The sequence below is a fragment of the Devosia sp. genome, from assembly GCF_028290625.1.
Lineage (GTDB): Bacteria > Pseudomonadota > Alphaproteobacteria > Rhizobiales > Devosiaceae > Devosia.
In genome coordinates this window covers 85,331-106,209 of sequence record NZ_JAQGJM010000037.1, presented here as the reverse complement: position 1 = coordinate 106,209, position 20,879 = coordinate 85,331, and the positions used below count along the sequence as shown (strand labels likewise).

Annotated in this window: 16 protein-coding genes; 8 read left to right on the top strand and 8 right to left on the bottom strand. The window is 64.7% G+C overall.

The window, feature by feature from the left end; genetic code table 11:
- The first annotated feature begins 28 nt into the window (after window positions 1-28).
- Entirely contained in the window at window positions 29-850 is an 822-nt protein-coding gene (locus JWR51_RS20800) for a transporter substrate-binding domain-containing protein (protein ID WP_299752177.1), read from the top strand.
- On the opposite strand, the gene JWR51_RS20795 is transcribed toward JWR51_RS20800, so the two are convergent.
- Window positions 851-1,456 (bottom strand): hypothetical protein, encoded by a 606-nt coding sequence (locus tag JWR51_RS20795; protein ID WP_299752175.1) that lies wholly within the window; start codon window positions 1,454-1,456, stop codon window positions 851-853.
- Window positions 1,457-1,668: 212 nt separating this feature from the next.
- Here JWR51_RS20795 and JWR51_RS20790 point away from each other — a divergent pair, with 212 nt between their 5' ends.
- The gene (locus JWR51_RS20790; protein WP_299752172.1) at window positions 1,669-2,475 is read left to right on the top strand and encodes a PIG-L family deacetylase; all 807 of its coding nucleotides are present in this window, start codon (window positions 1,669-1,671) and stop codon (window positions 2,473-2,475) included.
- 20 nt (window positions 2,476-2,495) lie between these two features.
- Here the strand turns inward: JWR51_RS20790 and JWR51_RS20785 are convergent, their stop codons facing one another.
- The 4 genes from JWR51_RS20785 to JWR51_RS20770 all read right to left on the bottom strand — a co-directional run bounded on the left by JWR51_RS20785 (window position 2,496) and on the right by JWR51_RS20770 (window position 7,825).
- Window positions 2,496-3,008, bottom strand: coding sequence for a cytochrome b/b6 domain-containing protein (locus tag JWR51_RS20785; protein WP_299752170.1), 513 nt, complete (start codon window positions 3,006-3,008; stop codon window positions 2,496-2,498).
- A gap of 53 nt (window positions 3,009-3,061) precedes the next feature.
- Complete coding sequence (locus JWR51_RS20780; protein ID WP_299752167.1) at window positions 3,062-3,343, bottom strand: hypothetical protein; 282 nt, start codon at window positions 3,341-3,343, stop codon at window positions 3,062-3,064.
- A 165-nt stretch (window positions 3,344-3,508) separates the two neighbouring features.
- Window positions 3,509-6,643, bottom strand: a complete 3,135-nt coding sequence (locus tag JWR51_RS20775; protein ID WP_299752164.1) for an efflux RND transporter permease subunit — start codon at window positions 6,641-6,643, stop codon at window positions 3,509-3,511.
- 3 nt (window positions 6,644-6,646) lie between these two features.
- Window positions 6,647-7,825 carry an efflux RND transporter periplasmic adaptor subunit gene (locus tag JWR51_RS20770; protein WP_299752161.1) on the bottom strand — a complete coding sequence of 393 codons (1,179 nt, stop codon included), beginning with the start codon at window positions 7,823-7,825 and terminating at the stop codon, window positions 6,647-6,649.
- Between the two features lie 146 nt (window positions 7,826-7,971).
- Here JWR51_RS20770 and JWR51_RS20765 point away from each other — a divergent pair, with 146 nt between their 5' ends.
- The 3 genes from JWR51_RS20765 to JWR51_RS20755 all read left to right on the top strand — a co-directional run bounded on the left by JWR51_RS20765 (window position 7,972) and on the right by JWR51_RS20755 (window position 11,073).
- On the top strand, window positions 7,972-8,640 hold the full coding sequence (locus tag JWR51_RS20765; protein WP_299752158.1) for a response regulator transcription factor: 669 nt from the start codon (window positions 7,972-7,974) through the stop codon (window positions 8,638-8,640).
- A 44-nt stretch (window positions 8,641-8,684) separates the two neighbouring features.
- Complete coding sequence (locus tag JWR51_RS20760; protein ID WP_299752155.1) at window positions 8,685-9,995, top strand: HAMP domain-containing sensor histidine kinase; 1,311 nt, start codon at window positions 8,685-8,687, stop codon at window positions 9,993-9,995.
- 67 nt (window positions 9,996-10,062) lie between these two features.
- Window positions 10,063-11,073, top strand: a complete 1,011-nt coding sequence (locus tag JWR51_RS20755; protein WP_299752152.1) for a hypothetical protein — start codon at window positions 10,063-10,065, stop codon at window positions 11,071-11,073.
- An 18-nt stretch (window positions 11,074-11,091) separates the two neighbouring features.
- On the opposite strand, the gene JWR51_RS20750 is transcribed toward JWR51_RS20755, so the two are convergent.
- From JWR51_RS20750 to JWR51_RS20740, 3 genes are all read right to left on the bottom strand, one after another.
- Window positions 11,092-13,722, bottom strand: coding sequence for a glycoside hydrolase family 38 C-terminal domain-containing protein (locus JWR51_RS20750; protein ID WP_299752149.1), 2,631 nt, complete (start codon window positions 13,720-13,722; stop codon window positions 11,092-11,094).
- A gap of 141 nt (window positions 13,723-13,863) precedes the next feature.
- The gene (locus JWR51_RS20745) at window positions 13,864-16,491 is read right to left on the bottom strand and encodes a hypothetical protein (RefSeq protein ID WP_299752146.1); all 2,628 of its coding nucleotides are present in this window, start codon (window positions 16,489-16,491) and stop codon (window positions 13,864-13,866) included.
- A 34-nt stretch (window positions 16,492-16,525) separates the two neighbouring features.
- On the bottom strand, window positions 16,526-17,623 hold the full coding sequence (locus JWR51_RS20740; RefSeq protein WP_299752142.1) for a lactonase family protein: 1,098 nt from the start codon (window positions 17,621-17,623) through the stop codon (window positions 16,526-16,528).
- A 126-nt stretch (window positions 17,624-17,749) separates the two neighbouring features.
- On the opposite strand from JWR51_RS20740, the gene JWR51_RS20735 reads away from it, so the two are divergent.
- The 3 genes from JWR51_RS20735 to ugpC are packed head-to-tail and all read left to right on the top strand — an operon-like array spanning window position 17,750 to window position 20,857.
- Window positions 17,750-18,529: an SDR family oxidoreductase gene (locus JWR51_RS20735; protein ID WP_299752139.1), complete on the top strand. Its 780-nt coding sequence runs from the start codon at window positions 17,750-17,752 to the stop codon at window positions 18,527-18,529.
- A 4-nt stretch (window positions 18,530-18,533) separates the two neighbouring features.
- Window positions 18,534-19,757 carry an enolase C-terminal domain-like protein gene (locus tag JWR51_RS20730; protein WP_299752136.1) on the top strand — a complete coding sequence of 408 codons (1,224 nt, stop codon included), beginning with the start codon at window positions 18,534-18,536 and terminating at the stop codon, window positions 19,755-19,757.
- An 11-nt stretch (window positions 19,758-19,768) separates the two neighbouring features.
- Window positions 19,769-20,857: a sn-glycerol-3-phosphate ABC transporter ATP-binding protein UgpC gene (gene ugpC / locus JWR51_RS20725; protein WP_299752133.1), complete on the top strand. Its 1,089-nt coding sequence runs from the start codon at window positions 19,769-19,771 to the stop codon at window positions 20,855-20,857.
- The last annotated feature ends 22 nt before the right edge of the window (window positions 20,858-20,879 follow it).

Below are 20,879 nucleotides of genomic sequence, written 5' to 3'. Positions count from 1 at the left end.
CGGCCCCTTTCGCTTTTAGGAGAATACCATGTTGCGTTTTCTCGCCGTGGGCCTGGCAATGCTGGCGACGACCGCTGCCTTTGGGCAGTCTTCCGGCATCCCACCCGAAGAGATGAACAATACGCGCCGCCTCGCCGGCGACGCGATCAATGTCTGCTTCGACGTCACCAGCCTGGCCCGGCCGTTCGACGAGGAAATCGCCAAGGCGATCGGCGACGCCCTGTTCCTGCAGGTCAATGTGATCGAGGGTTTTGGCGGCTTTCCGCTCAATGGCGACGGCTTCATCGATGAGCTGACGCTGGCCATGAACAACACCTGCGACATGTTCATGGGCGTTTCGATTTCCGCCAATTCACCCTTGTCGGATGCGTTTTCGCTGACCCGGCCCTATGCCACCATTCCCTTCGTGATCGCGGTGGCCGAGCCCGACTGGCAGAGCCTGGGCGATATCCCGAAGGACCGCAAGCTGGGCACCGCCATGGCGAGCCTTGGCGAGATGAACTACATCACCTGGGCGCAGCAGCAGGCCAAGCCAGATCGCTGGATCCGCTTCCCCTACGCCGACTTCGACAAGATGGCGACCCGCGTCCTCGACGGCACCATTGCGGGCATGATTCTCTGGCAGCCGGCGCTGGCTCGCCTGCAGAAAGAACACCCCGGCGCCGACAAGCTGCGCGTTATCGCCAACGATCCAATCCCGCTGGCCGATATCAACGTTGGCGCGCTGGTCTCGAGCCGCAATACTTTCCTGCGCAGCCAGGTCGATCAGGCGATCGACGCGCTGGTTCAGGATGGCACCATTGCGTCGCTGATGGAGAAATACGGCTATACCGGCCACGCCGGCGAGTAGTCAGCGCACCTGCAACAACGGCAACAGCGTCGTCGCCAGGTTGGGCATCCAGCCGGCGACGATCGCCACGATCACCAGCGCCAGCCCGAACGGCTCCAGCCGCCGCAGCCGCCGCTCGGCATTCGGCCAGATCGCCTGCAGCAGGCTCCCCCCAACGAGGCCGGGAACGGGCAGCAGGTTCAGCGCTGTGGACGCAATTGCCACCGCCTGCAACTGCCCCAGCACGTAAAGCACCGCATAGCCCCCCGTGCGTGGCAGCAGCAGCGCCGGTCCCCTCAGTAGGTCGAGCAGCGGCACCAGCGCCACCATTGCGGCCAGCCCCAGGACCGCCACGAGTACGATCCTCCACCGGCCCAGTCGATTGGCCTTGGCATCGAACCAGATCGTGCGGATCCAGCTCATGCCGAATAGCGCTGCCATCGCCGCCCCCCATACCGACAGATGGACGAACGGATTGGGCGTCAGTCGTCCGTCATGGGCCGGCCGCTGGTCCCCGAATATCCTGGCCAGCCCGGCCAATAACAGTCCCTGGAGACCGGCGTAGACAATCGCGGCGACGAGTCGCGACACGATTTCCCCCATGCTGAGTTCCCGCAACAAATTCACGCTCAAACTCCCCGGTCCGCATCAGCAGATACGTCCGCAACGGCCCCCATTGCAACTCACGCCAGAGGCGGGCCGCCGAAATTCCAACGCCCAGCGAGCGGGCGATCAGGCGAGCGGCATGACAACCACAATCCAGCCTTACCGCCCCGATGGTGATGCCGTAAGGATACTCGAAGCGTGGATTGCGGAGGGACGAGATGGTGGACGGCGGAATGCACATTGAAGTGGACGCGTGCAAACGGATACTCGTCATTTCACCGCACCTGGATGATGGGGTATTGAGCGTCGGCGGCATAATCGAGCGGGCCGTCGCCAATGGGGCCGAGGTCATCGTCGCCACGGCCTTCACCGCCGACACGCCCGCTGGCGCCCGCATATCGCCGCTGGCGCTGGAACTGCACGCCTTGTGGGACCTCGGGCCAAACCCGTTCGAGCAGCGGCGGGCAGAAGATGTTGCGTCGGTAACGTCGCTTGGGGCGCGCGTGTTGCATGGCAATTTGCTCGATGCATTGTACCGAGCCGACCAGGCCGGCGATCCGCTTTATCCCACCAGACAATCGGTCTTCGGGGCCCCTTCCGATCGTGATCGCATCGGCGATGCCTTGGTTGAGCTATTCGACGCCTGGATCAGCGAAATTTCGCCAGACCTGGTTCTGAGCCCGCTCGGCGTCGGCCGCCATGTGGATCATGTCTTGACGACCAATGCCGTCCGGCGCCTGGCCATGGTGCGGGCGATGAATGTCGCCCTCTATGAAGACTTGCCCTATGCGACGGGCCTGTTTCCGGTCACGGCGCCGGACAGTGTCGAGGCGGCGCTCGGACGAACACAATGGCAAGTGACGAGCCCGCAGGTGATTTCCGTCGATTTGCCGGGAAAGCTGGCTGCAATCGGCGCCTATGCGTCGCAGATTGCGGACATCTTCCCCAACGGCCTCGCGTTCGGGTCCGTCCTGGACACGTATATGCGTCGGGAAGACGGTGCATTTGGCGAGCGCGTCTGGCACACCGCCACCTCGTGACGGCCGTGCTGCGTCGTCCCTCATCGATCGCTCGGCTTGGCGGGAACCAGCATGCGCTTGAGCGTACCGTCGCGCAGGACAAAATGGTGGAACAATGCCGCTACGGCATGCAGGGCGATGAGAACGATGAACGCCGATCGTGTCAGGCGGTGGACGCTCGCGAAGCCGGGATTGCCATAGAAAGTGAGCAGGCCGCTGACGGGTGCGACCACCAGCAGAACATAGAACAGCCAGTGCGTCGCCCTGCCGGCGAGTGCCAGGATTTTGTTGCCTTCCGAGGGGGCCGGGACGCCACTGCGCAAGCGGATGACGAGGCGAAGTATCGCGAGCACCAGGATCGAGCTTCCGACCCAATAATGGCCCGTCGCCAATATGGCGTCGGTCACGCCGAGCGCCGTCCCGTCCTGGGCGGCATGGATCGCCGTTTGCATGCTTTGGCCGAACACCAGTTGGAATATCACCAGCGCGGCGATCAGCCAGTGCAGGCCGATCTGGATCGGCGCGTAGCCGTTGGTTTTTGCTGCGGTCGCCATCGTGTCCTCCTCTGTCGGCTGCAGGCGGTCGAGACCGCCTGCAGGTGCGCCGGTCAGCCGCGGTTGGGGTTGACCTGCTGCAGATTGTCCGGATCGAAGAACACCATGGTGCTGCCGCCATTGTCGTTGGGGACCCAGGCCAGGATCAGATCACCCCAGGCTTCGACGCCGGAGGTAACGACGCCACGGTCGTGCAGGGCGCTGACCAGTGCGAATTCGGAGCGGCCGTGGATGGTGGTGCCGTCGCTGTTGAAAGCACCATTGTCGCTGGCGAAGGCCGGTGCGATCGAGAAGCTGGTGACGGCAAGAATGGCGGCGATGGAGAGGGTTTTCATAATGATGTTCCTTTCTGATTGAACACCCAGAATTTCGCACCCCTCCATTGCCCGAACATTGCGAAATGCTTTTAGTTTCAATTTCTTAGCTAATGCGAAAGCCGCAACGGCACCCTGCGGGGGAGCAGGGTGCCGTGCGGGTGCGACGCTGTGGAGGGATCAGCGTCAGACGTGGGGGAGCGCAGGCTCCATAGGCGGCGCCTGATGGTCGGGTGCGCGCGGCAGGAAGCGGCCGACAAACCGCGACAGTGCATCCACATAGGTCAACATGACCGGCACCACGACCAGCGTTAGCAGGGTGGAACTGATCAGGCCGCCGATCACCGCATGAGCCATCGGCGCACTCTGCTGGCTGCCCTCGTGGATCGCCAAAGCGAGTGGCAGCATGCCGAAGATCATGGCCAGCGTGGTCATGATGATGGGGCGGAAGCGGGTGCCGCCGGCTTCGATCAGGGCATCGACCAGGGTTGCGCCCTCGCGCCGGCGCTGGTTCGCATTGTCGACAAGCAGGATCGCGTTCTTGACCACGAGGCCCATCAACATGACGAAGCCGATCATCGAATACATGTTGAGCGTCGAGCCACCGGCCAGCAGCCCCAGCATCACCCCGACCAGCGATAGCGGCAAGGCCATCATGATCGCCAGAGGCTGCAGGAAGCTGCCGAACTGGCTGGCCAGCACTAGGTAGATGAAGATCACCGCCAGCAGCAGCGCCGACACCATGCTGCCGACGGTATCGGTCAGCATTTCGGCATCGCCGCCCTGGGCGACGCTGACGCCGGCCGGCAGCTCCATCGAGGCCAGGACGGCATCGATATCGGCCGTGACATCGCCCAGCACGCGGCCTTCGATATCGGCCGTGACGCTGACCTGCCGGGTCAGGTTCTCGCGGCTGATCTCGCTGGGACCGACCGTAGGATTGACCTGCGCAATCTGGTCCAGCCTGATGGCGACCGGCGTGTCGGTCTGGCTCTGGGCGATCGGCAGGCCGCCAATGGCATCGACGCTCTGGCGCAATGCTTCGGGCAGGCGGACGACCACATCGAGCTGGTCGCCACTGGCATTGGTCCATTCCGAGGCGGTCTCGCCCCCCAACATGGCGCGCAGAGCCGAACCTGTCGCCTGCATGCCGATGCCCAGATCGCTGGCGGCCTGACGGTCGAGCACGATATCGAGCATGGGCTGGGCCTGTTGCAGGCTGACGTCTACGTCAACCGTGCCCGGTATGGCCGCGATGCGGTCCGCCAGATCGGCTGCCGCCGTGGAGAGGCTGTCCAGGTTTTGCCCGAGCAGCTTGACTTCGATCGGGCTGCCGCCGCCCAGACCGCCGCCGGAGCTGACGACGAAACTGGCGCCCGGTATCGAGCGCAGCGCCTCGCGCACCGGCGCGGTCATTTCCAGCGAGGACCTGGCGCGGTCGCCGGGATCGACAAGCGACACGACGACCGAGGCGCGGTTTTCACCCGAGGCGCTGCCCGCATTGACGGTCGTATAGATGCTCTCGACCTCGGGCATGGCCTTCAACAGGGCCTCGACCTGATGGGCCTTGACCGCCGTGTAGGCCGTTGACGAGCCGGCCCGGGTCTCGAGATCGACCTGGATCTGGCTGTTATCGGCCGCCGGCATGAATTCGGCGCCAACCATGGGGAACAGCACGAAGCTGCTGCCGAACGACATCAATGCCACCAGCATGGTGATGATGCGGTGTCGCAGCGACCAGCCGAGCACGGCGCGATAGCCATGGGAGAGCTTGTCGAAACCCTTGTCGAACAGGCCAATCAGCCGGCCGATCGGGCCGCGCTTGGCATCGGGCTGGGAGTGCGGATCATACCAGACGCTCGACAGCATCGGATCGAGCGTGAAGCTGACGAACAGCGAGATCAGCACGGCCACGGAAACCGTGACGCCGAACTGCACGAAGAACTTGCCGATAATGCCATCCATGAAGGCCAGCGGCAGGAACACGGCGACGATCGACAGCGTCGTGGCCAGCACGGCCAGCCCGATTTCCTTGGTGCCGTCGAGCGCCGCCTGGATATGGGATTTGCCCATATGCAGATGGCGCGTGATGTTCTCGCGCACCACGATGGCGTCATCGATCAGGATGCCGACCGACAGCGTCAGTGCCAGCATGGTCATCATGTTGAGCGTGAAACCGAGAAGGCTCACCACGGTCAGCGTGCCGACGAGCGAGATTGGCAGCGTCAGGCCGGTAATGATGGTCGAGCGCCAGGAATTGAGGAACACAAAGACGATGACGACGGCCAGGACCGCGCCTTCGATCAGGGTCGCCTGCACGGTCTCGAAATTCTGCTCGACCGGTTCGGCCGAATTCTGCAGTACGTCGATAGACACGTCCTCGGGCAGGCTGCCATCGCTGTTGAGCTTGGCAATCGCTGCCTCGACAGCGTGGGCGATGGCGACGGTATTGCCGCCCTCGATCTTGACCACGTCGATGGCCAACGCCTGCTCGCCATCGCGGAACGCCAGGCCCTCGGTATCGGACTGGCCTTGCGTGACGGTTGCGACATCGCCCACCGTAATGGTCTCGCCGCCCTTGCTGGCCACAATGATGTCGCGGAAACCGGCAACCGAGGGGACCTCGGCATTAATCTGCACGGTCTGCACCAGCATGCCGTTGATGATCGAGCCGGTGGGCAGGGTCTGGTTATCCTGCTGCAGCGCGGAAATCACGTCGCTGACGCCAATGCCGAACGCGTTGAGCAGCTCGGGATCGATGAAGATATTGACCTGATTGTCGAGGCCGCCGACGACCGTTGCACTGCCCACGCCGGAAATGGCGGTCAGGGCCGGCGAGACGACATCGTCGGCCAGTGCCGTCAGGTCCAGCACCGATTGGGTCGGGCTGCTGAGGGCCAGCGACATGATCGGGCTGGCGGTTGGATTGAAGCGCAACACCTGGGAGGTATCGGCTGTTGCCGGCATCTGACCGACAATCGCCGCGAGCCGGTCGCGAACATCCTGCGCGGCGACGGCGGGGTCCGTCTCCAGCGTGAATTGCAGGATGACCGTGGAATGACCGGCGCTGGAGGTCGATGTCACCGAATCGATGCCGCCCAGCGTGTTGACGGCCTCTTCGATGGGCTGGGTGATTTCGGTTTCGACGGCTTCCGGTGAGGCGCCCGTATAGGGCGTCAGCACGGCGACGACGGGGAAATCGACGTCGGGATACTGCTCGATGGCCAGGCTGCGATAGGCGGAGATGCCGAACACCATGATGGCCACCATGATCATGGTAGCAAAGACCGGATGCCGGACACTGATGGAGGTGAGGAACATGGCTCAGTTCCCCTCGATGATGACAGGCGCGCCGTCGGTCAGGCCCGACAGGGCCGTGCGCACGATGGTGGCGCCGGCCGAGATCCCGGAGCGGGCTTCGACCAGTTCGGCCGCGGCCCACTTGGTGCCGGTCTGGATGGTTTGCTCAGTCAGCACGCCATCGACAATCGCCATCACATAGCTCGCATCGCCCCGCTGTTGGACCGCCTCCACCGGGAGCGCCAGCACGTCGTCATCCTGTTGCACGACGATCTCGCCGGTAACGAACATGCCGCCACGCAGCTTGCCCTCGGCATTGTCGAGGTCGAGATAAACCTTGATCGAGCGCGTCCCCGCCTCGGCAATCGGGCTCACCCGATCGACGGTTCCGGTGAACTGCTGCCCCGCCATGCCCTGCACGCTCAGGCGCACCGATTGGCCGGCCACAATACGCGCCGAATCCTTGAGCGCGGCGACCACCTCCACCCGCACGCTGGACAGCTCGACCAGCGACAGCATGGTGGTGCCCGGATTGACGATCTGCCCGGGCTCGATGCTGCGCGAGGCCACGGTGCCCGCAAAGGGCGCCGTGACGCGGGCGCGCCGCAAATTCGTTTCGGCCTGCGCGACCTGGCTTTGCTGGGTGGCAATGGCAGCGCTCAGGCGGTCGACCTCGGCTTGCGCGCTATCCAGCGTCGTCTGCGCCGCCAGCCCCTTGTCGGCCAACAGGCGCGTGCGGTCGAGCGTCGCTTGGGCCGCGCGCAATTGCACTTCGTTCGACGCCATGGTGCTGCGCTGCTGGTCCAACTGCAATTGCAGGTCAGTGGTGCCCACCTCAACCAATAGCTGACCGGCCGCGACGCTATCGCCGGGCCGCACAGCGACGGTTTCGGCTAGCCCGCTGACCTGGGCGGCAATCGCTGCTTCCTGTACGGGATGGATGGTGCCGGTGACCTTGACTAGGTCTTCGATCCGCTGTGGCGTGATGGTCACCACTTCCATGGGATGCAGCCGCATCGTGCGCACCACTTGCGGCGCGCTCACCGTGGCTGCGACCGGCGGCGGCGGCAGATGATTGACCAGCAGCACGGACGCGCCGCCGGTGGCCACGACTAGCAGGGCGACGGGCCAGAACCATTTTGCGCGACGCCGGGGCGCTGTGTTGACGACGGCGGTCTCGGCGACGGGGTCGGATTGGTTCATTGCGGCCTCGCATGACGAAAAAATAGGGCCGATTGCGGCCTGTGATCTCACCAATGCTCGCGCTGGATTGCGTGAACGTTGCGCGCCGCGCAATGCAGCCGCAATGTCTGTCGCTAGACTGGAATAAAGTCAGATAGGATAGTGGCATGCGTATTTTGCTGGTCGAAGACGAGATGGACATGGCGGCCGCGCTGACCGCCGCGCTCAGTCGCCACGACATTGTCGTGGACCACGCCCGCACGCTGGAGATCGCCGAGGAGGCCTGCCGCAGCGGCGTACACGACGCCGTGCTGCTCGATCGCAAGCTGCCCGACGGCGATGGCCTGTCACTGATCCCGCTACTGCGGCGCGAACAGGCGGGGCTGCCGGTCATCGTGCTGTCGGCGCTGGGCAGCCCTGACCAGCGCGTTTCCGGACTCGATCACGGCGCCGACGATTATCTGGCCAAGCCCTTTTCCACCGATGAACTGCTGGCGCGATTGCGCGCGGTGATGCGGCGGCCCGCCCAGCTCGGGGAAAGCTCGGTCAGCGTCGGCAAATTGCGCTTCAACCTGACCGAGCGTCTGGCCGAGGTGGCGGGCGAGCCGCTGGACCTGACCCGCCGCGAACTGCTGGCGCTGGAAATCCTGGTGCGGCGCTCCGGGCGGACGGTGGCGCGCAGCGCACTGGAGGAGGCGGTCTATGGCTATGACGACGAGATCGCGTCCAACACGCTCGATGCGCACATCTCCCGGCTGCGACGTAAGCTGAGCGGCGCGGATGTGGAAATCCACGGTATTCGGGGCTTGGGCTATTTGCTGAAGGCCGCCATATGAGGGCCTGGGGACCGACCTCTCTCCGCGGCCGGCTGACCTGGCGCATGGTGCTGATGCAAGCCTTAGTGCTGCTGGCCTTTACCGGCGCGGTCGCCATTCCCATAATCCGGTTGATCAGCGCCGAGCAGGGCCTCGACGACCGCGTCGTCAATGACATCGCCGATTCGGTGCACCGCAATGCCGCGGGCGGTCTGGATCTCACCCCCAACGACGCGTTGCAGCGGGTTGCCGCCAATTACCCCACCCTGTGGTTCTACGCTTCCGACGCTGACGGTGCCTCGGTGCAGATGGGGCCGGTGCCGGCCCGCATCGTGCCCATGCTGGTGGGCCTGACCCGGCTGAACTCGGCCAATATCGCCGACATCGGTACGGGCGCGTCGACGGTGGCTATCGTGCGACGTCACGATAGCCAAGCCGGCCAGCTGTGGGTTCTGACTGCCGGTGGCCCGCAAATTGGCGCCAAGTCAATCGTGGGAGCCTTCGCCAACCCCATTTTTATTGGCTTGCTGTTCGTTTTTACCGTGGTCTCATTCTTGTATATCCCTGTGGTCGTGACGCGCCAGTTGCGCGGCGTCGACCACATCGCGGCGGAGGCCGACACCATCGATGTCGACCAGCGCGGCGTGCGCCTCTCGTCCGCCCATGTGCCCGACGAATTGCATCCGCTGGTGCGGGCAGTGAACTCAGCCCTGCAGCGGCTCGACGACGGCATCGAACGCCGCCAGCGGTTTCTGGCCGATGCCGCCCATGAATTGCGCACCCCGATCGCCATTCTCTATACCCGCGTCGAGCTATTGCCCGACGATGAGCAGCGCAGCCGGCTGATGCTCGATGTCGCCCGCCTGGGCAATCTGGCCAACCAGTTGCTGGACCTGCAACGGCTCGATGCCGACAGCACGGTTTTCCAGCCGGTCAATCTGGTGGACCTGGCCGCGCAGGTCACGGCCGACATGGCCCCCCTGGCGATCGCCGCCGGTGATGAAATATCCTTCGACGCCGAGATTGACACCGTCACGGTGGCCGCCGATCCCGCCTCACTGTCGCGCGCTATCGTCAATCTCATCCAGAATGCGGTCATTCACGGTGGCAAGAAGACGGCGATCCACGTCGCTGTCGGCCGCGATGGCTCGCTGCGCGTCGCCGATACCGGCCCCGGCATTGCCGAGGAGCATCGCTCGACGATCTTTGAGCCCTTCAACCGCATCGTGCCGCTGGATCAGGGGGCCGGGCTGGGGTTAAACCTGGTCCGCGATATCGTGGCCCGCCATCACGGCCATATCACCGTTGGTGACGCGCCCGGTGGCGGCGCGCTGTTCGAGATTTCCCTCCCGCTCGCCGCGGCCCGGGTTCGCTGAAGCCGGTTAGGTGTTGAACCATCGGCGTATCGCAGGCGATAGTGGAGCCGGTGGATGGGGAGCGACAATGAGCCAAGACAAGCGGGCATTGGCCTGGGATCATGGCGTGACCAGCGTGGAAAGCCTTGGCGGCATGCTGGGGGCGACATCGTTCGTCCTGCCCGATGGGCGCCAGGTCGCGCCATTCCAGATCGCGCCTTGGGGGAACGAGCCGGGAGGCGAGGACCTGCCGGGGATCTTGCGGCGGTTGCGTGGTGAATGGCCCTGCGTGCCGTTCGGTTCGGATGCGGACCGGGCGTCGATGGGCGACTGGCCAGGCTCCCACAGCGCCGGCACCGTCGACAGCTTTCCGCACGGCTTCGGATCGAACAATGCGTGGACCTTTGTCGATGGCGGCACCGGGATCGCATTGTCAATCGCCTATCCGGACGACCACCCCATCGCCTCGCTTGAACGCCGCATAACGCCAGACCCGACCAGCGCCGCGCTCGATTTCGAGCTGGTCATCAATGTGCGGCGGGACTGCGAGTTGCCGCTGGGACTGCATCCCTGTTTCCGCCTGCCAGCCAAGACCGGCGCGATGCATATCGAGGTCGGCGCCGATGTGAGCGGCGCGACCTTTCCAGTCGCCACCGACGCATCGTCGATCTTCCAGCAGGACCAGTTCCTGCCGCGCTGGAACGATGTGCCGCTGCTCGATGGATCGCGGCTCGATGTCAGCCGCTTGCCGTTGCCCTACAATACCGAGGAACTGCTGCAACTCATCGACATGCCGGGTCACGCCGCGCTGTGGAACGCGGCCGAGGGCTACCGGGTGCGGCTCAAGTGGAACCGCGAGCATTTCCCCAGCGCGCTGCTCTGGTTCACCAATCGCGGCCGAACCTTCGCGCCGTGGAACGGCCGGCACCTGGCGCTGGGGCTGGAGCCGATCTGCTCGGCCTTCGACCTCGGCCAGCAGATTTCGGCGGCCGACAACCCGATCTCGCGGCGCGGCGTCGCGACGACGCGAAAGTTCACCGCTGGCGAGCGGTTCGTCACGCGCTATCGGGTTGCGGTAGAGCCCGCCGAAATCGTGTGAATTTCGGCGGCCGCTCGATCAGGGGGTAAAGCGCACGAGAACGGTGCGGATTTCCAGCGGCTTGAGGTCGACGCTGAGAGCCTTGCCATCGAGCGGCAGCGCGGCGCCGGGATGCTCAATGGGATCGGCGGCGCGGGCCGCGGCGGGCGAGCCCGTGAAGGTGACGGTCTGAGTGGCTGGCCGATCCGACAGGTTCTGCAGGCGCAGCGCCACCCAGCCATTGTCTTCGCCCGGCTTGGCGGTGACCAGAACCGGCGACGCCGGATCAGCGGAAAAGAAGCTGTCCGAACGCCTGCCGGTGGGGGCGATGTCGCGCATGGCGACGGGCGGCACCGCGACTTCGGCCGCAAAGCGGGCGGCGGCCGCGATATCGACCGGGCCGTCATGTGTGACCAGCCGATAGCGCAGCGGAATGCGGCCGGACTGGCTGGCGGCGAAGTTGACCAGCCAGTGGTTGTTGAGCGCCCAACTCATGATCGTCGGACCCTCGGGCCGCAACGTGCGCGCCCACTTGCCGGTGGTGACGCCACCCAGATGCACCAGCGGCGCGTCGAGGGGCACGACCGTGACGCCGCGCTGGGCATCGCTGACATCGACCCAGCGACCGACCGGATACCAATCCTTGGCGGCGCCATCGAGCTGGTCGTCATTGGGCACGGCGGGAATGCCGTTGAGGTCGAGCGTGAAATTGGCCGCGTCGAGCCGGAACGGGAAGGCGATGAACACCGCCTCGGCCTCCCTGTGTTCCAGCTTGTCGATGCTCCAATCGACCACGACGCATTTGGTGGCGGCGTCGAGCGCATAGACAACGCTTGCAGCTGAAACGCCAGGCGCCTCGATATGCACGGTGATCGAGGCGCGGCCCTCGAAGATTTTCGCCTCATCCAGCGTTACCTTGCTCGCGGTTCCACGCTTCCATGGCGTATCAGTGTGGCCGGTGAAGAATTCGGGCTTGTCGAAGCTGATATCGGCGATGGCGAGACGGTCATCGGGGGAATCCACGGTCTCGTAGATATACTCGCCCGGACCCCAGCCCTGATATTTGGCTGCGAAATCGTGGTCTTGCGCCTTGTCGAAGAACTCCGCGATGGCGCCGCTCTGGCGATCGATCTTGAGCCGATAGTGCTGGTTCTCGATTGTGTCACCTGCGGCCTTGAGGTCGCCGGCTGGTACGCCATTCCGGAGGTTCAGGAAGGCATAGCCCATCGGCGGCACAATGCCGGCGACACGACGAATTTCGGGGAGGGGACGGGGACCACCCCAGGTGCTGCGGCGGTTGAAGAAGGTGTCGAGCATGCCGACGGGAGCGGCACTACCGCGCGGTTCGGGTTCCTCGACGATGACCTGGCGCTCCCAGGGCAAGGTATTGAACACCAGCACGTCATCGATGCCGGAAGGCTTGAAGGCCTCGGCGGGATCGAGATTGCCGAGATTGAAGATGCCTTCCGGCCCCTTGGTGCCCAGCGGCGGCGCCAGGGCATTTGCCGCCTTGGCGACCGAGCCGTGGCCCTCCATGGCCGCCGTATAGGCATAGCCGGCCTTGCGGTTCCACTGCGCCCGGCTGAACAGCGAGTGCGGCGCTTCGACCGAGGAATAGGCGCCCCACGTGTGCTCATCGAACAGCGTCATCGACTCATAGATTTTGGCGGCATGGTCGGCGTTCCAGGCGCTCTGGCCCTTGGAGCGGCGCCAGGCCTCGAGGCTCTCCCCGATGCCCACGATTTCGTGCGCGGCGCGGTTGACGCCGACCTCGAAGGCCGAGGAGCCGACGCCATCAGCCCAGTGATCGGTCCAGTCGCCGCGCTGGATGCCGATGACCTTGGCGTATTTGCCTTCGAGCAGGCGGCCAAAATCGGTGACGGTGATGAACTCCATCCGGTACGGGCGGCCCTCGGCATTCCAGCGCTTGACGAAGTCGGGCATGCGCGCGTCCGGCGGGCCGTTATCGACGCGCACCGGATGAGTGCTTTCGCAGTAGAGGAAATCGAACGGATAGCTCTCGTCGGCCTCCAGCTCATCGATCCAGCGCGGCAGCAGCCGATCCACCAGATCCCAATTGCCCAGCCCGGCCTGGCTGCGCCCGAACAGGTAGTGATAGCCGTTCCAGGCCAGCACCTGCTTGCCGCTAGGGCCCTCCCAGCGGAAGGCGCCGGGGAAGGGTTTTGGCCGCGCGCCACGAATGGGATTGATCGCGGCCGTATAGAACTTGATGCCGAGATCGGCCAGCAGGTCGGCATAAAGCCAGGACACGCCATTGACGTCATCCTGCATCGCCGCTTCGACATGGAAGCCGAACTCGTCACGCAAAGCCCGCAGCGGATAAAGACTGCGGTGCATCTGCTCGACATTGAGCAGCGGCGTCATGTTGTATTGCATGGCCGCGATGTCGATGCGGCCCTGCTCGTGCCAGTGGCGGAAGCGGGCAATTTCGGCCTTGCTCGCCTGCCGCAGGTATTTGAGGAACGGCCCGGTTGTTTCGATCGTCCAGCGATACTGCGCTTCGGCCGGGAAAGTGTCCGTAGCCTCGATCAGGTCGAGCGCCTGGCCGACGAACTCGCCATGCTGGCGCAAGGCCAGCTCCTGATAATCGGTGAAGCCGATATCGGTGTGGGCGTGGTTGCAAATATAGATGGTCTTAATCTTGCTCATCGGGCGGTTCCTTGGGCGGGCGGCAGTGGCTCTGGAATTGCCCCCCACCGGGTCATCCCCGCGAAGGCGGGGACCTCTGTTTGTGCTGATGGTTCGGCAACGGAGGTTCCCGCCTTCGCGGGAATGACCCGGTGAGCGGGGTTAGTTGGTTTTGATCTCCAGGCGGGTCCAGGCACGGGGCGCGACGGATATGCGCACAGTGCCATTGTCGCAGGGCAGCGGTTCCAGAGGCGCGCCGCTCAGGGACGTTCGCTTGGCGCTGGCCGGCTGAAACGTGCCGGCGCCGATGCCGGCTTCGACGGTCTCATCGCTCGGGTTGAGCAGCGTCAGCGCCAGGCCGTTGCCATCGACTTCGAGCCGCGTCAGCAGCAGGCCGCCCAGTTCGGTGGTGAGCAGTGAGGCGGCGGTGCTGTTGACCGGGCCGCGTTCGGCATAAAGATGCGCCGCCAACGGATGAACCTGGGCGAGGGCGCCCTGGATGGATCGGCCGAGGCCCTGCTTGGCCGAAGGCAGGATGGTGAAGCGAAAGCGGATTTCCCCGCCCTGGTCAGCCTGGAAATTGGTGCTCCAGTAATTGTTGGTGAGCCAGGCGATCAAGGTCGGATTGTCGCGCGCCACCCGCCCGTCGGGATCACCAAAACGGCCATAGTTGAGCCCACCGATCAGCCAGAGCGGGGCATCCGGGCACGCGACTGTCAGCTCGCGCTGGTCATCGGAAATGCGCATGAAGCGCTGGGTGGTGATGTAGTGGCGGCTGGCATATGGCAGTTGCTCGTCATCAAGCCGGACAGTCGCACCGCCGGTTTCGTAATCGACACCCCAGGCCCCCGCGAGGGCGGCCGGCAGCGGCAGGTAGAGCGATTGCGGATCGCCCTGCGCCTGCTTGCTGACCACGGCCTCCAGATGCAGGCTAGGGTCATTAGGCAACAGGCGATAGGTGATCTCTATCTTGTCGCCATTGGCCATGACGAACCGCTGCGCCAGTTCGGCACTGCCGCGCTGCACCGTAGCGCGGGTGTTTTCGACCGTGGCGGGCACATCGCGCTGGGCCTTCCAGTCGGTGTGCCAGGCCTTGTGCCAATCGGGCGATTCCAGCTCCACGGGGGCGAACATGTCGGTGCGCAAGCCACTGGCGATGCGCTCGAGCACCGGCACGCCAAACTTCAGGTTTTCCGTCGCCGCGCCGGCATATTCGACGCCGTCAAGCTTGAGCGAGGTGACGCCGCCCGATGCCTGGTCGAGGATAACGGTGAGGCGGCCGTTGCTGAGCGTGCCATCGGCGGCCGAAAGTCCATCTGTGGCGGCGGGCCGCACCTCGGCGGCCGGCAGCGTCACATAGGACAAAGCCGGCACGGCGATCGGCGTGGTCCAATAGGCGCGCTCATCCGACAGGTCCGACAGGATCACGTCCTGGCGCTGGATGCGGTGCGACGAGGGCCCGGTGGGCACGATATCTTCAAGCCCGAAACCGATCTTGGGATCGGGTGCGCCGGCCAGCGGTGGCACATAGGGCAGGCGGATCGACTGCTCGACCGCAAAGGGATGCGGGTTGAACACCAGAAGGCGCGGCTCGTCGCCGCCGGCATCGATGGCGAGCTGTTCCAGGCCATCACGGCGCAGCATTCGGGCGACGCTGGCGCCGTCGGCGGCCGTCGCAAGTTTGAGCAATTGCTGGGTGCGCGTTTCGGGCGAATGCGGATGGCTGATCGAGCGGTCGGCGCCCCAGGTGTGCTCGGCGTAAAGGGCCAGCCCGGCTCGGGCGGTATCATGCAGCATGGCCCGGCGGCGCGGCGTGGCGCCGGGGTGCCAGGCTTCGAGCGCTAGTGCCTCATCGAGATCGCGCTGGCCGCGCAAGGCCTGGGCGGTTTCATGCGCCGTGCTGCCGGCGCCGAAATTCCACCAGTCGGTCCAGTCGCCGCGCAAGGTCGGCAGGGTCTCGGCCGGCTGGGCACGGATACGATCGAAGAATTCCGAGATCGTGCCGAAGCGCAGCTTGACGCCGCCATGCTCCGCATTGCCCTCGTTGAAGCGGCGGACGAAATCGGGCAGCACGGCCTGCGGCGAGGCATTGTCGTGGTAGCGCACATTGGTGATCTGCTGCATCAGGAAAGGATGGGGGTAGCCGTCCTTCTCCCAGCGCTTGGTCCACGCCGGCACGCGCTGGCGGGCTTCGTCCATATCGGTGGGGATACGCAGGCTCTTGTCGCTGGTGACGCCATAGATGAAGCCGTTGTAGGCGGTGATGGTGCGCCCGCCGGGGGCTTCCCAGTTGAAGGCGCGCGGCCAGGGCTTTAGCGCATGGCCATAGTGCTCGTTGATCGCCATGCTGATGCCCGTAATGCCGTGGTCGAGCAGCGCATCCACAACGCCCCAGGGCAGCCCATTGACGTCGGTGTTCATCGCCGAGCGGACGGGAATGCCAAGATCGCGGAAGAACTGGATCGCCTTGAGCACATCCACCACCATGCCGTGGTCCATCAGCGGGGTCATGTGCCAGCCCATGCCGGCCACCTCGAACTGGCCGCGCTTGACGGCGGCGAGGAAGCGGTCGCGATCGTGCGTGGCGGCGTGCTTCCACCAATCCATGGTGATGCCGGTCACCTCGCAGGTCCAGCGGAAGCGGCTGTCGTCGGGATAGTCCTGCGTGCGTTCGGCGATATCGAGGGCTTCGTCGATGAAGCGGCGGTGCAGTTCCATCACCACCGGCTGGGGGTGGGTGTAGCCGATATCGGTGTGGCTGTGATGGACGAAGAGGATTTCGTTGATCATGACAAATGCTCGGGTTGGCGAAAGCGGGTGAGGGTTAGCCGGCGAAGGCGAGGGACATCGGCGTGCCGACGCGGTGCTGCTGGACGATGTCGCCCAGCAGGCCCTTGTCGGTATCGAAGGCGAAGACTGTGAGCGCGTCGGAGTCCTGGTTGACGACCACGACGTGTCGGCCGGACGGGGCGAAACCCAGCGCGCGCGGCGTGGCGCCGCCGCAAGGCCAGCGGCCGGTCTGGCGGAGCGCGCCGGTTGAGGGATCGACCGCAAAGCCGATCACTTCATTGCAGACGCGTAGCGAAACCAGCAGGTGGCGGCCGTCGGGCGAAAGCACGATGCCGGCCGGTTGCACGATGGTGTCGCTGGAGGGTGGGACCGGGATTGTCGAGATCGCCGTCAGAGTGCCATCCGCCGCGAGCGCAAAACTCATCACCGTGGGGATGAGTTCGCTGACCATAAACAGGAGCTGGCCGTCTGCCGATAACACGATGTGGCGCGGACCGAGGCCGGGCGGTAGGGCAAAATCGCGAGTGGGAACGGCGGTGAGGCCGCCGTCGCCGCCGAGGCTGTAGGCCACCAAGCGATCGATACCGAGATCGGCGACGTAAAGGAATTCGCCATCGGGCGTTGGGATGACGCAATGGGCGTGGGCGGTCGCTTGCCGGTCGGCGTTGGGGCCGGAGCCGGCGTGGCGGACATGGGCAACGGCTGGAAGCAGCGCACCATCCGCTGCGAGCGGAAAGATGGCGATGGATTGGTCAGGCGAGCCGGCGGGCGTGGCGCCGTTATAGTTGGCGACGGCGAGGAAGCGGCCGTCCGTCGTGATGCTGGCGTGGCAGGCTTCGTTGCCGCCGGTGGGGAATTGATTGATCAGCGAGAGATCGCCGCTTGATGGATCGATCCGATAAGCGGCGACCGCGCTTTCCTGCGTGCCGGTGACTTCGCAGGTCGCGTAAAGCCGGTCGCCGGCACGATTGGTCACCAGCCAGGTGCTGTCGTCGATGCTGCCAGTGACACCCGTCGTGGCGAGTTTGCCTGTTGTCTCGTCAAAGCTCAGCCGGCTGATTCCCTCGCCATTGGCCGCGCCGTATTGCGGCATGGAACGCGTCAGGCTGCCGGCAAAAGCGTGAATGGGCATCGCACTCTCCTCAGGGCTTTGGGCGGCTTGCTGCCGCTTCTGGACGCTCGTAGCCGAGGTCAGAAGCCAATTGACACGACTAGTATGGTAGCTCTACATTCATTTGGCAAGAGTGGGAGGACGTCGGTGAACGACGCAAAAAGCACAATTCTGGTGACCGGCGCCGCGATGGGCATTGGCCGGGCCGTGGCGGAGGCGCTGGTGGCCGAGGGCAAGAACCTCGTGCTGCTGGACCGCGATGCGGCGGCGCTGGAAAAGACAGCGCGCGAGATTGGCGGGTCGGTCGCCACCCAGGTTGGCTCGGTCAGCGTACTGGCCGATTGCGAGGCCGCGGTGCGACTGGCGGTCGAGAAATTCGGCGGGCTGGGCGGCGTATCCCACAATGCCGGCATCCAGCGTTATGGCGACGTTGTCACCACCACCGAGGCGCTCTGGGCCGAAGTCCTGTCGGTCAACCTGACCGGCGGGTTCCTCGTCGCCAAGGCGGCAATGCCCGAGCTGCGGCGCAACAAGGGCGCCATCGTCATCACTGCTTCTGTGCAGGGCATGGCCGCGCAAAAGGGTGCGCTGGCCTATGTGGTGGCTAAGCACGGCCTGATCGGTCTCGTCACCGGCATGGCCATGGACGAAGCCGCCAATGGCGTGCGCGTGCTTGGCGTGGCGCCCGGTTCGGTGGACACGCCGATGCTGCGCGACGCCATCAACCTCGATCCAGATCCGGCCAGCCTCAATGTCGAAGTCGACACCATGCACCCGCTCGGCCGTCGCGCCCGGCCCGACGAAATCGCCAACGTGATTGCCTTCCTGCTGTCGGAAAAAGCCTCGTTCATGACCGGTGAAACGGTGCGGGTCGATGGCGGATTGCTGGCCCGTATTCCGGGCGCACCCACGAAATCGGGGAAATAGCCGAATGAAGATCGTCGATATCAAGGCCACCACGATCGCGCTGCCGCTGGAAGCGCCGCTGCGCCACGCGTCGGGCGCCCATTGGGGCCGGTTCGTGCGCACCATGGTCGAGGTGATCACCGACGAGGGCCTGTCCGGCTGGGGCGAATTGGGCGGCGGCGGCGAGAGTGCCGAAAATTCGGTGACCAGCCTGCTGCCCTATCTCAAGGGGCACGATCCGCTACAGCTCGAACAATTGCGCTGGAAGATCATGAACCCGGTGGCCAGCCTCTATAATTCGCGCATGCAGGTGCATGCGGCCATCGAAATGGCCTGCATGGACGTGGCGGGCAAGGCGCTGGGCATTCGTGCCTGCGACCTGATCGGCGGCGCGCTTCGCGAGTCGATCCCCTTCGCTAGCTACCTGTTCTACCGCTATGGCAATGCCGACAACGGCTTTGGCGACGAGTTCACCGCCGACGAAATCGTCAAGGAAGCCAAGCGGCAGAAGTCGCTGAACGGCTTCAAGACCCACAAGCTCAAGGGCGGCGTGTTCAAGCCTGATCATGATGTGGAAGTGTTCTCGGCGCTGGCCGATGCCTTTCCGGGCGACAGCTTCCGGCTCGATCCCAACAGCGTCTGGTCGGTCGAGGATTCCATCCGCGTGGCCGGGCAGATCGCCCATATCCGCAATGATTATTTCGAGGACCCGTGTTTCGGCCTCGAAGGCATGCGCCGCCTGCGCGACCGCATTTCCATTCCCACAGCGACCAATACCGTGGTGGTCAATTTCGAACAATTGGCGAGCTGCATTCGCAATGAATCTGTCGATGTAATCCTTCTCGATACCACCTTCTGGGGCGGGCTGCGGCAGGCCTATCGCGCTGGCCAAATCCTCGAGGCCTTCCAGTTCGGCACCAGCGTGCACTCGTCGGGCGAGGCGGGCGTTCAACTCGCCTCCATGCTCCATCTCGGCGCTGCCCTGCCCAATATGAGCTTCGCCGCCGATGCGCATTATCATCACCTGCTCGACGACATCATCGTCGGCGGCAAGCTGCAATATGTCGATGGCGAGATCGCCCTGCCCAAGGGCCCAGGCCTCGGCGTCGAGGTCGATCGCGACAAGCTGGCCCACTATGCCGGCCATTATCGCGACGTCGGCGGCTACACCTATGATCGCGATCCGCAGCGGCCCGGTTGGTATTCGGTACAGCCCGAAAGTCGCTACGCCGATCCGGCACAGCGCTAGGAGGACTAGATTTGGCAACGGTTACCCTGCGCAACATCATCAAGATCTACGGCGAATTCGTCGCCATCAAGGGCGTCGATATCGATATCGAGGACGGCACTTTCGTGGTGCTGGTCGGTCCCTCCGGCTGCGGCAAGTCCACCCTGCTGCGCATGATCGCGGGGCTGGAAACCATCTCGCATGGCGAGCTCAAGATCGGCGGCAAGCTGGTCAATGACCTGCCCTCGCGCGACCGCGGCATCGCCATGGTGTTCCAAAGCTACGCGCTCTATCCGCATATGAGCGTGGCCGACAATCTGGGTTTTGGCCTCAAGATTTCCGGCGTCGACAAGTCCGAAATCGACCGCCGCCGCGGCGAGGCTGCAACCATGCTGGGGCTCGATCCCTATATGGACCGGCGGCCGTCACAGCTCTCGGGCGGCCAGCGCCAGCGCGTCGCCATTGGCCGCGCCATGGTGCGCCAGCCCGAAGTGTTCCTGTTCGACGAGCCGCTGAGCAATCTCGACGCCAAGCTACGCAACCAGACTCGCATCGAGATCAAGCGGCTGCAGCGCCAGCTCGGCGCCACGGTGGTGTTCGTGACCCACGACCAAGTCGAGGCCATGACCTTGGCCGACAAGATCGTCGTGCTCCAGGATGGGCTGGTGGCCCAAATCGGCAGCCCGATCGAAGTGTTTGAGCGGCCGCAGAACCAGTTCGTTGCCGGCTTCATGGGCGCGCCGTCGATGAATTTCATCGATGCCGTGGTCGGCGCCGACAACACGATCCAAGCCGGCGGCATCAGCCTGCCGGTGCCCGCCGAGCGGTTCGATTTGCCCGCGCCCGGAACCCCGGTGACGCTGGGCATCCGCCCTGAGGACATCGTGCCGGAGGGGCATGGCACCCGCCCGGACCTCGGCGCCGATTTCACCGCGACGGTCAATTTCGCCGAAATGCTCGGCAACGAGAGCCTGCTGTTCGCCGACCTCGGAGGCACCGAGGTGGTGGCGCGCATGCAGCAGCCTAGACCCATCGAACCCGACCAGAAGATTGGCTTCAGGATCGATGGCAGACGCGTTCATGTTTTCGACAAGAACAGCCAGGTGTCGCTGCTCAGGTGACTCTGGCCGCCGGATCACGGCA

Bases quoted from the DNA above. Each gene is read 5' to 3' on its own strand.
- JWR51_RS20800 (WP_299752177.1), top strand. From the start codon at position 29: ATGTTGCGTTTTCTCGCCGTGGGCCTGGCAATGCTGGCGACGACCGCT.
- JWR51_RS20790 (WP_299752172.1), top strand. From the start codon at position 1,669: ATGCACATTGAAGTGGACGCGTGCAAACGGATACTCGTCATTTCACCG.
- JWR51_RS20785 (WP_299752170.1), bottom strand. From the start codon at position 3,008: ATGGCGACCGCAGCAAAAACCAACGGCTACGCGCCGATCCAGATCGGC.
- JWR51_RS20780 (WP_299752167.1), bottom strand. From the start codon at position 3,343: ATGAAAACCCTCTCCATCGCCGCCATTCTTGCCGTCACCAGCTTCTCG.
- JWR51_RS20775 (WP_299752164.1), bottom strand. From the start codon at position 6,643: ATGTTCCTCACCTCCATCAGTGTCCGGCATCCGGTCTTTGCTACCATG.
- JWR51_RS20770 (WP_299752161.1), bottom strand. From the start codon at position 7,825: ATGAACCAATCCGACCCCGTCGCCGAGACCGCCGTCGTCAACACAGCG.
- JWR51_RS20765 (WP_299752158.1), top strand. From the start codon at position 7,972: ATGCGTATTTTGCTGGTCGAAGACGAGATGGACATGGCGGCCGCGCTG.
- JWR51_RS20760 (WP_299752155.1), top strand. From the start codon at position 8,685: ATGGTGCTGATGCAAGCCTTAGTGCTGCTGGCCTTTACCGGCGCGGTC.
- JWR51_RS20755 (WP_299752152.1), top strand. From the start codon at position 10,063: ATGAGCCAAGACAAGCGGGCATTGGCCTGGGATCATGGCGTGACCAGC.
- JWR51_RS20750 (WP_299752149.1), bottom strand. From the start codon at position 13,722: ATGAGCAAGATTAAGACCATCTATATTTGCAACCACGCCCACACCGAT.
- JWR51_RS20745 (WP_299752146.1), bottom strand. From the start codon at position 16,491: ATGATCAACGAAATCCTCTTCGTCCATCACAGCCACACCGATATCGGC.
- JWR51_RS20740 (WP_299752142.1), bottom strand. From the start codon at position 17,623: ATGCCCATTCACGCTTTTGCCGGCAGCCTGACGCGTTCCATGCCGCAA.
- JWR51_RS20730 (WP_299752136.1), top strand. From the start codon at position 18,534: ATGAAGATCGTCGATATCAAGGCCACCACGATCGCGCTGCCGCTGGAA.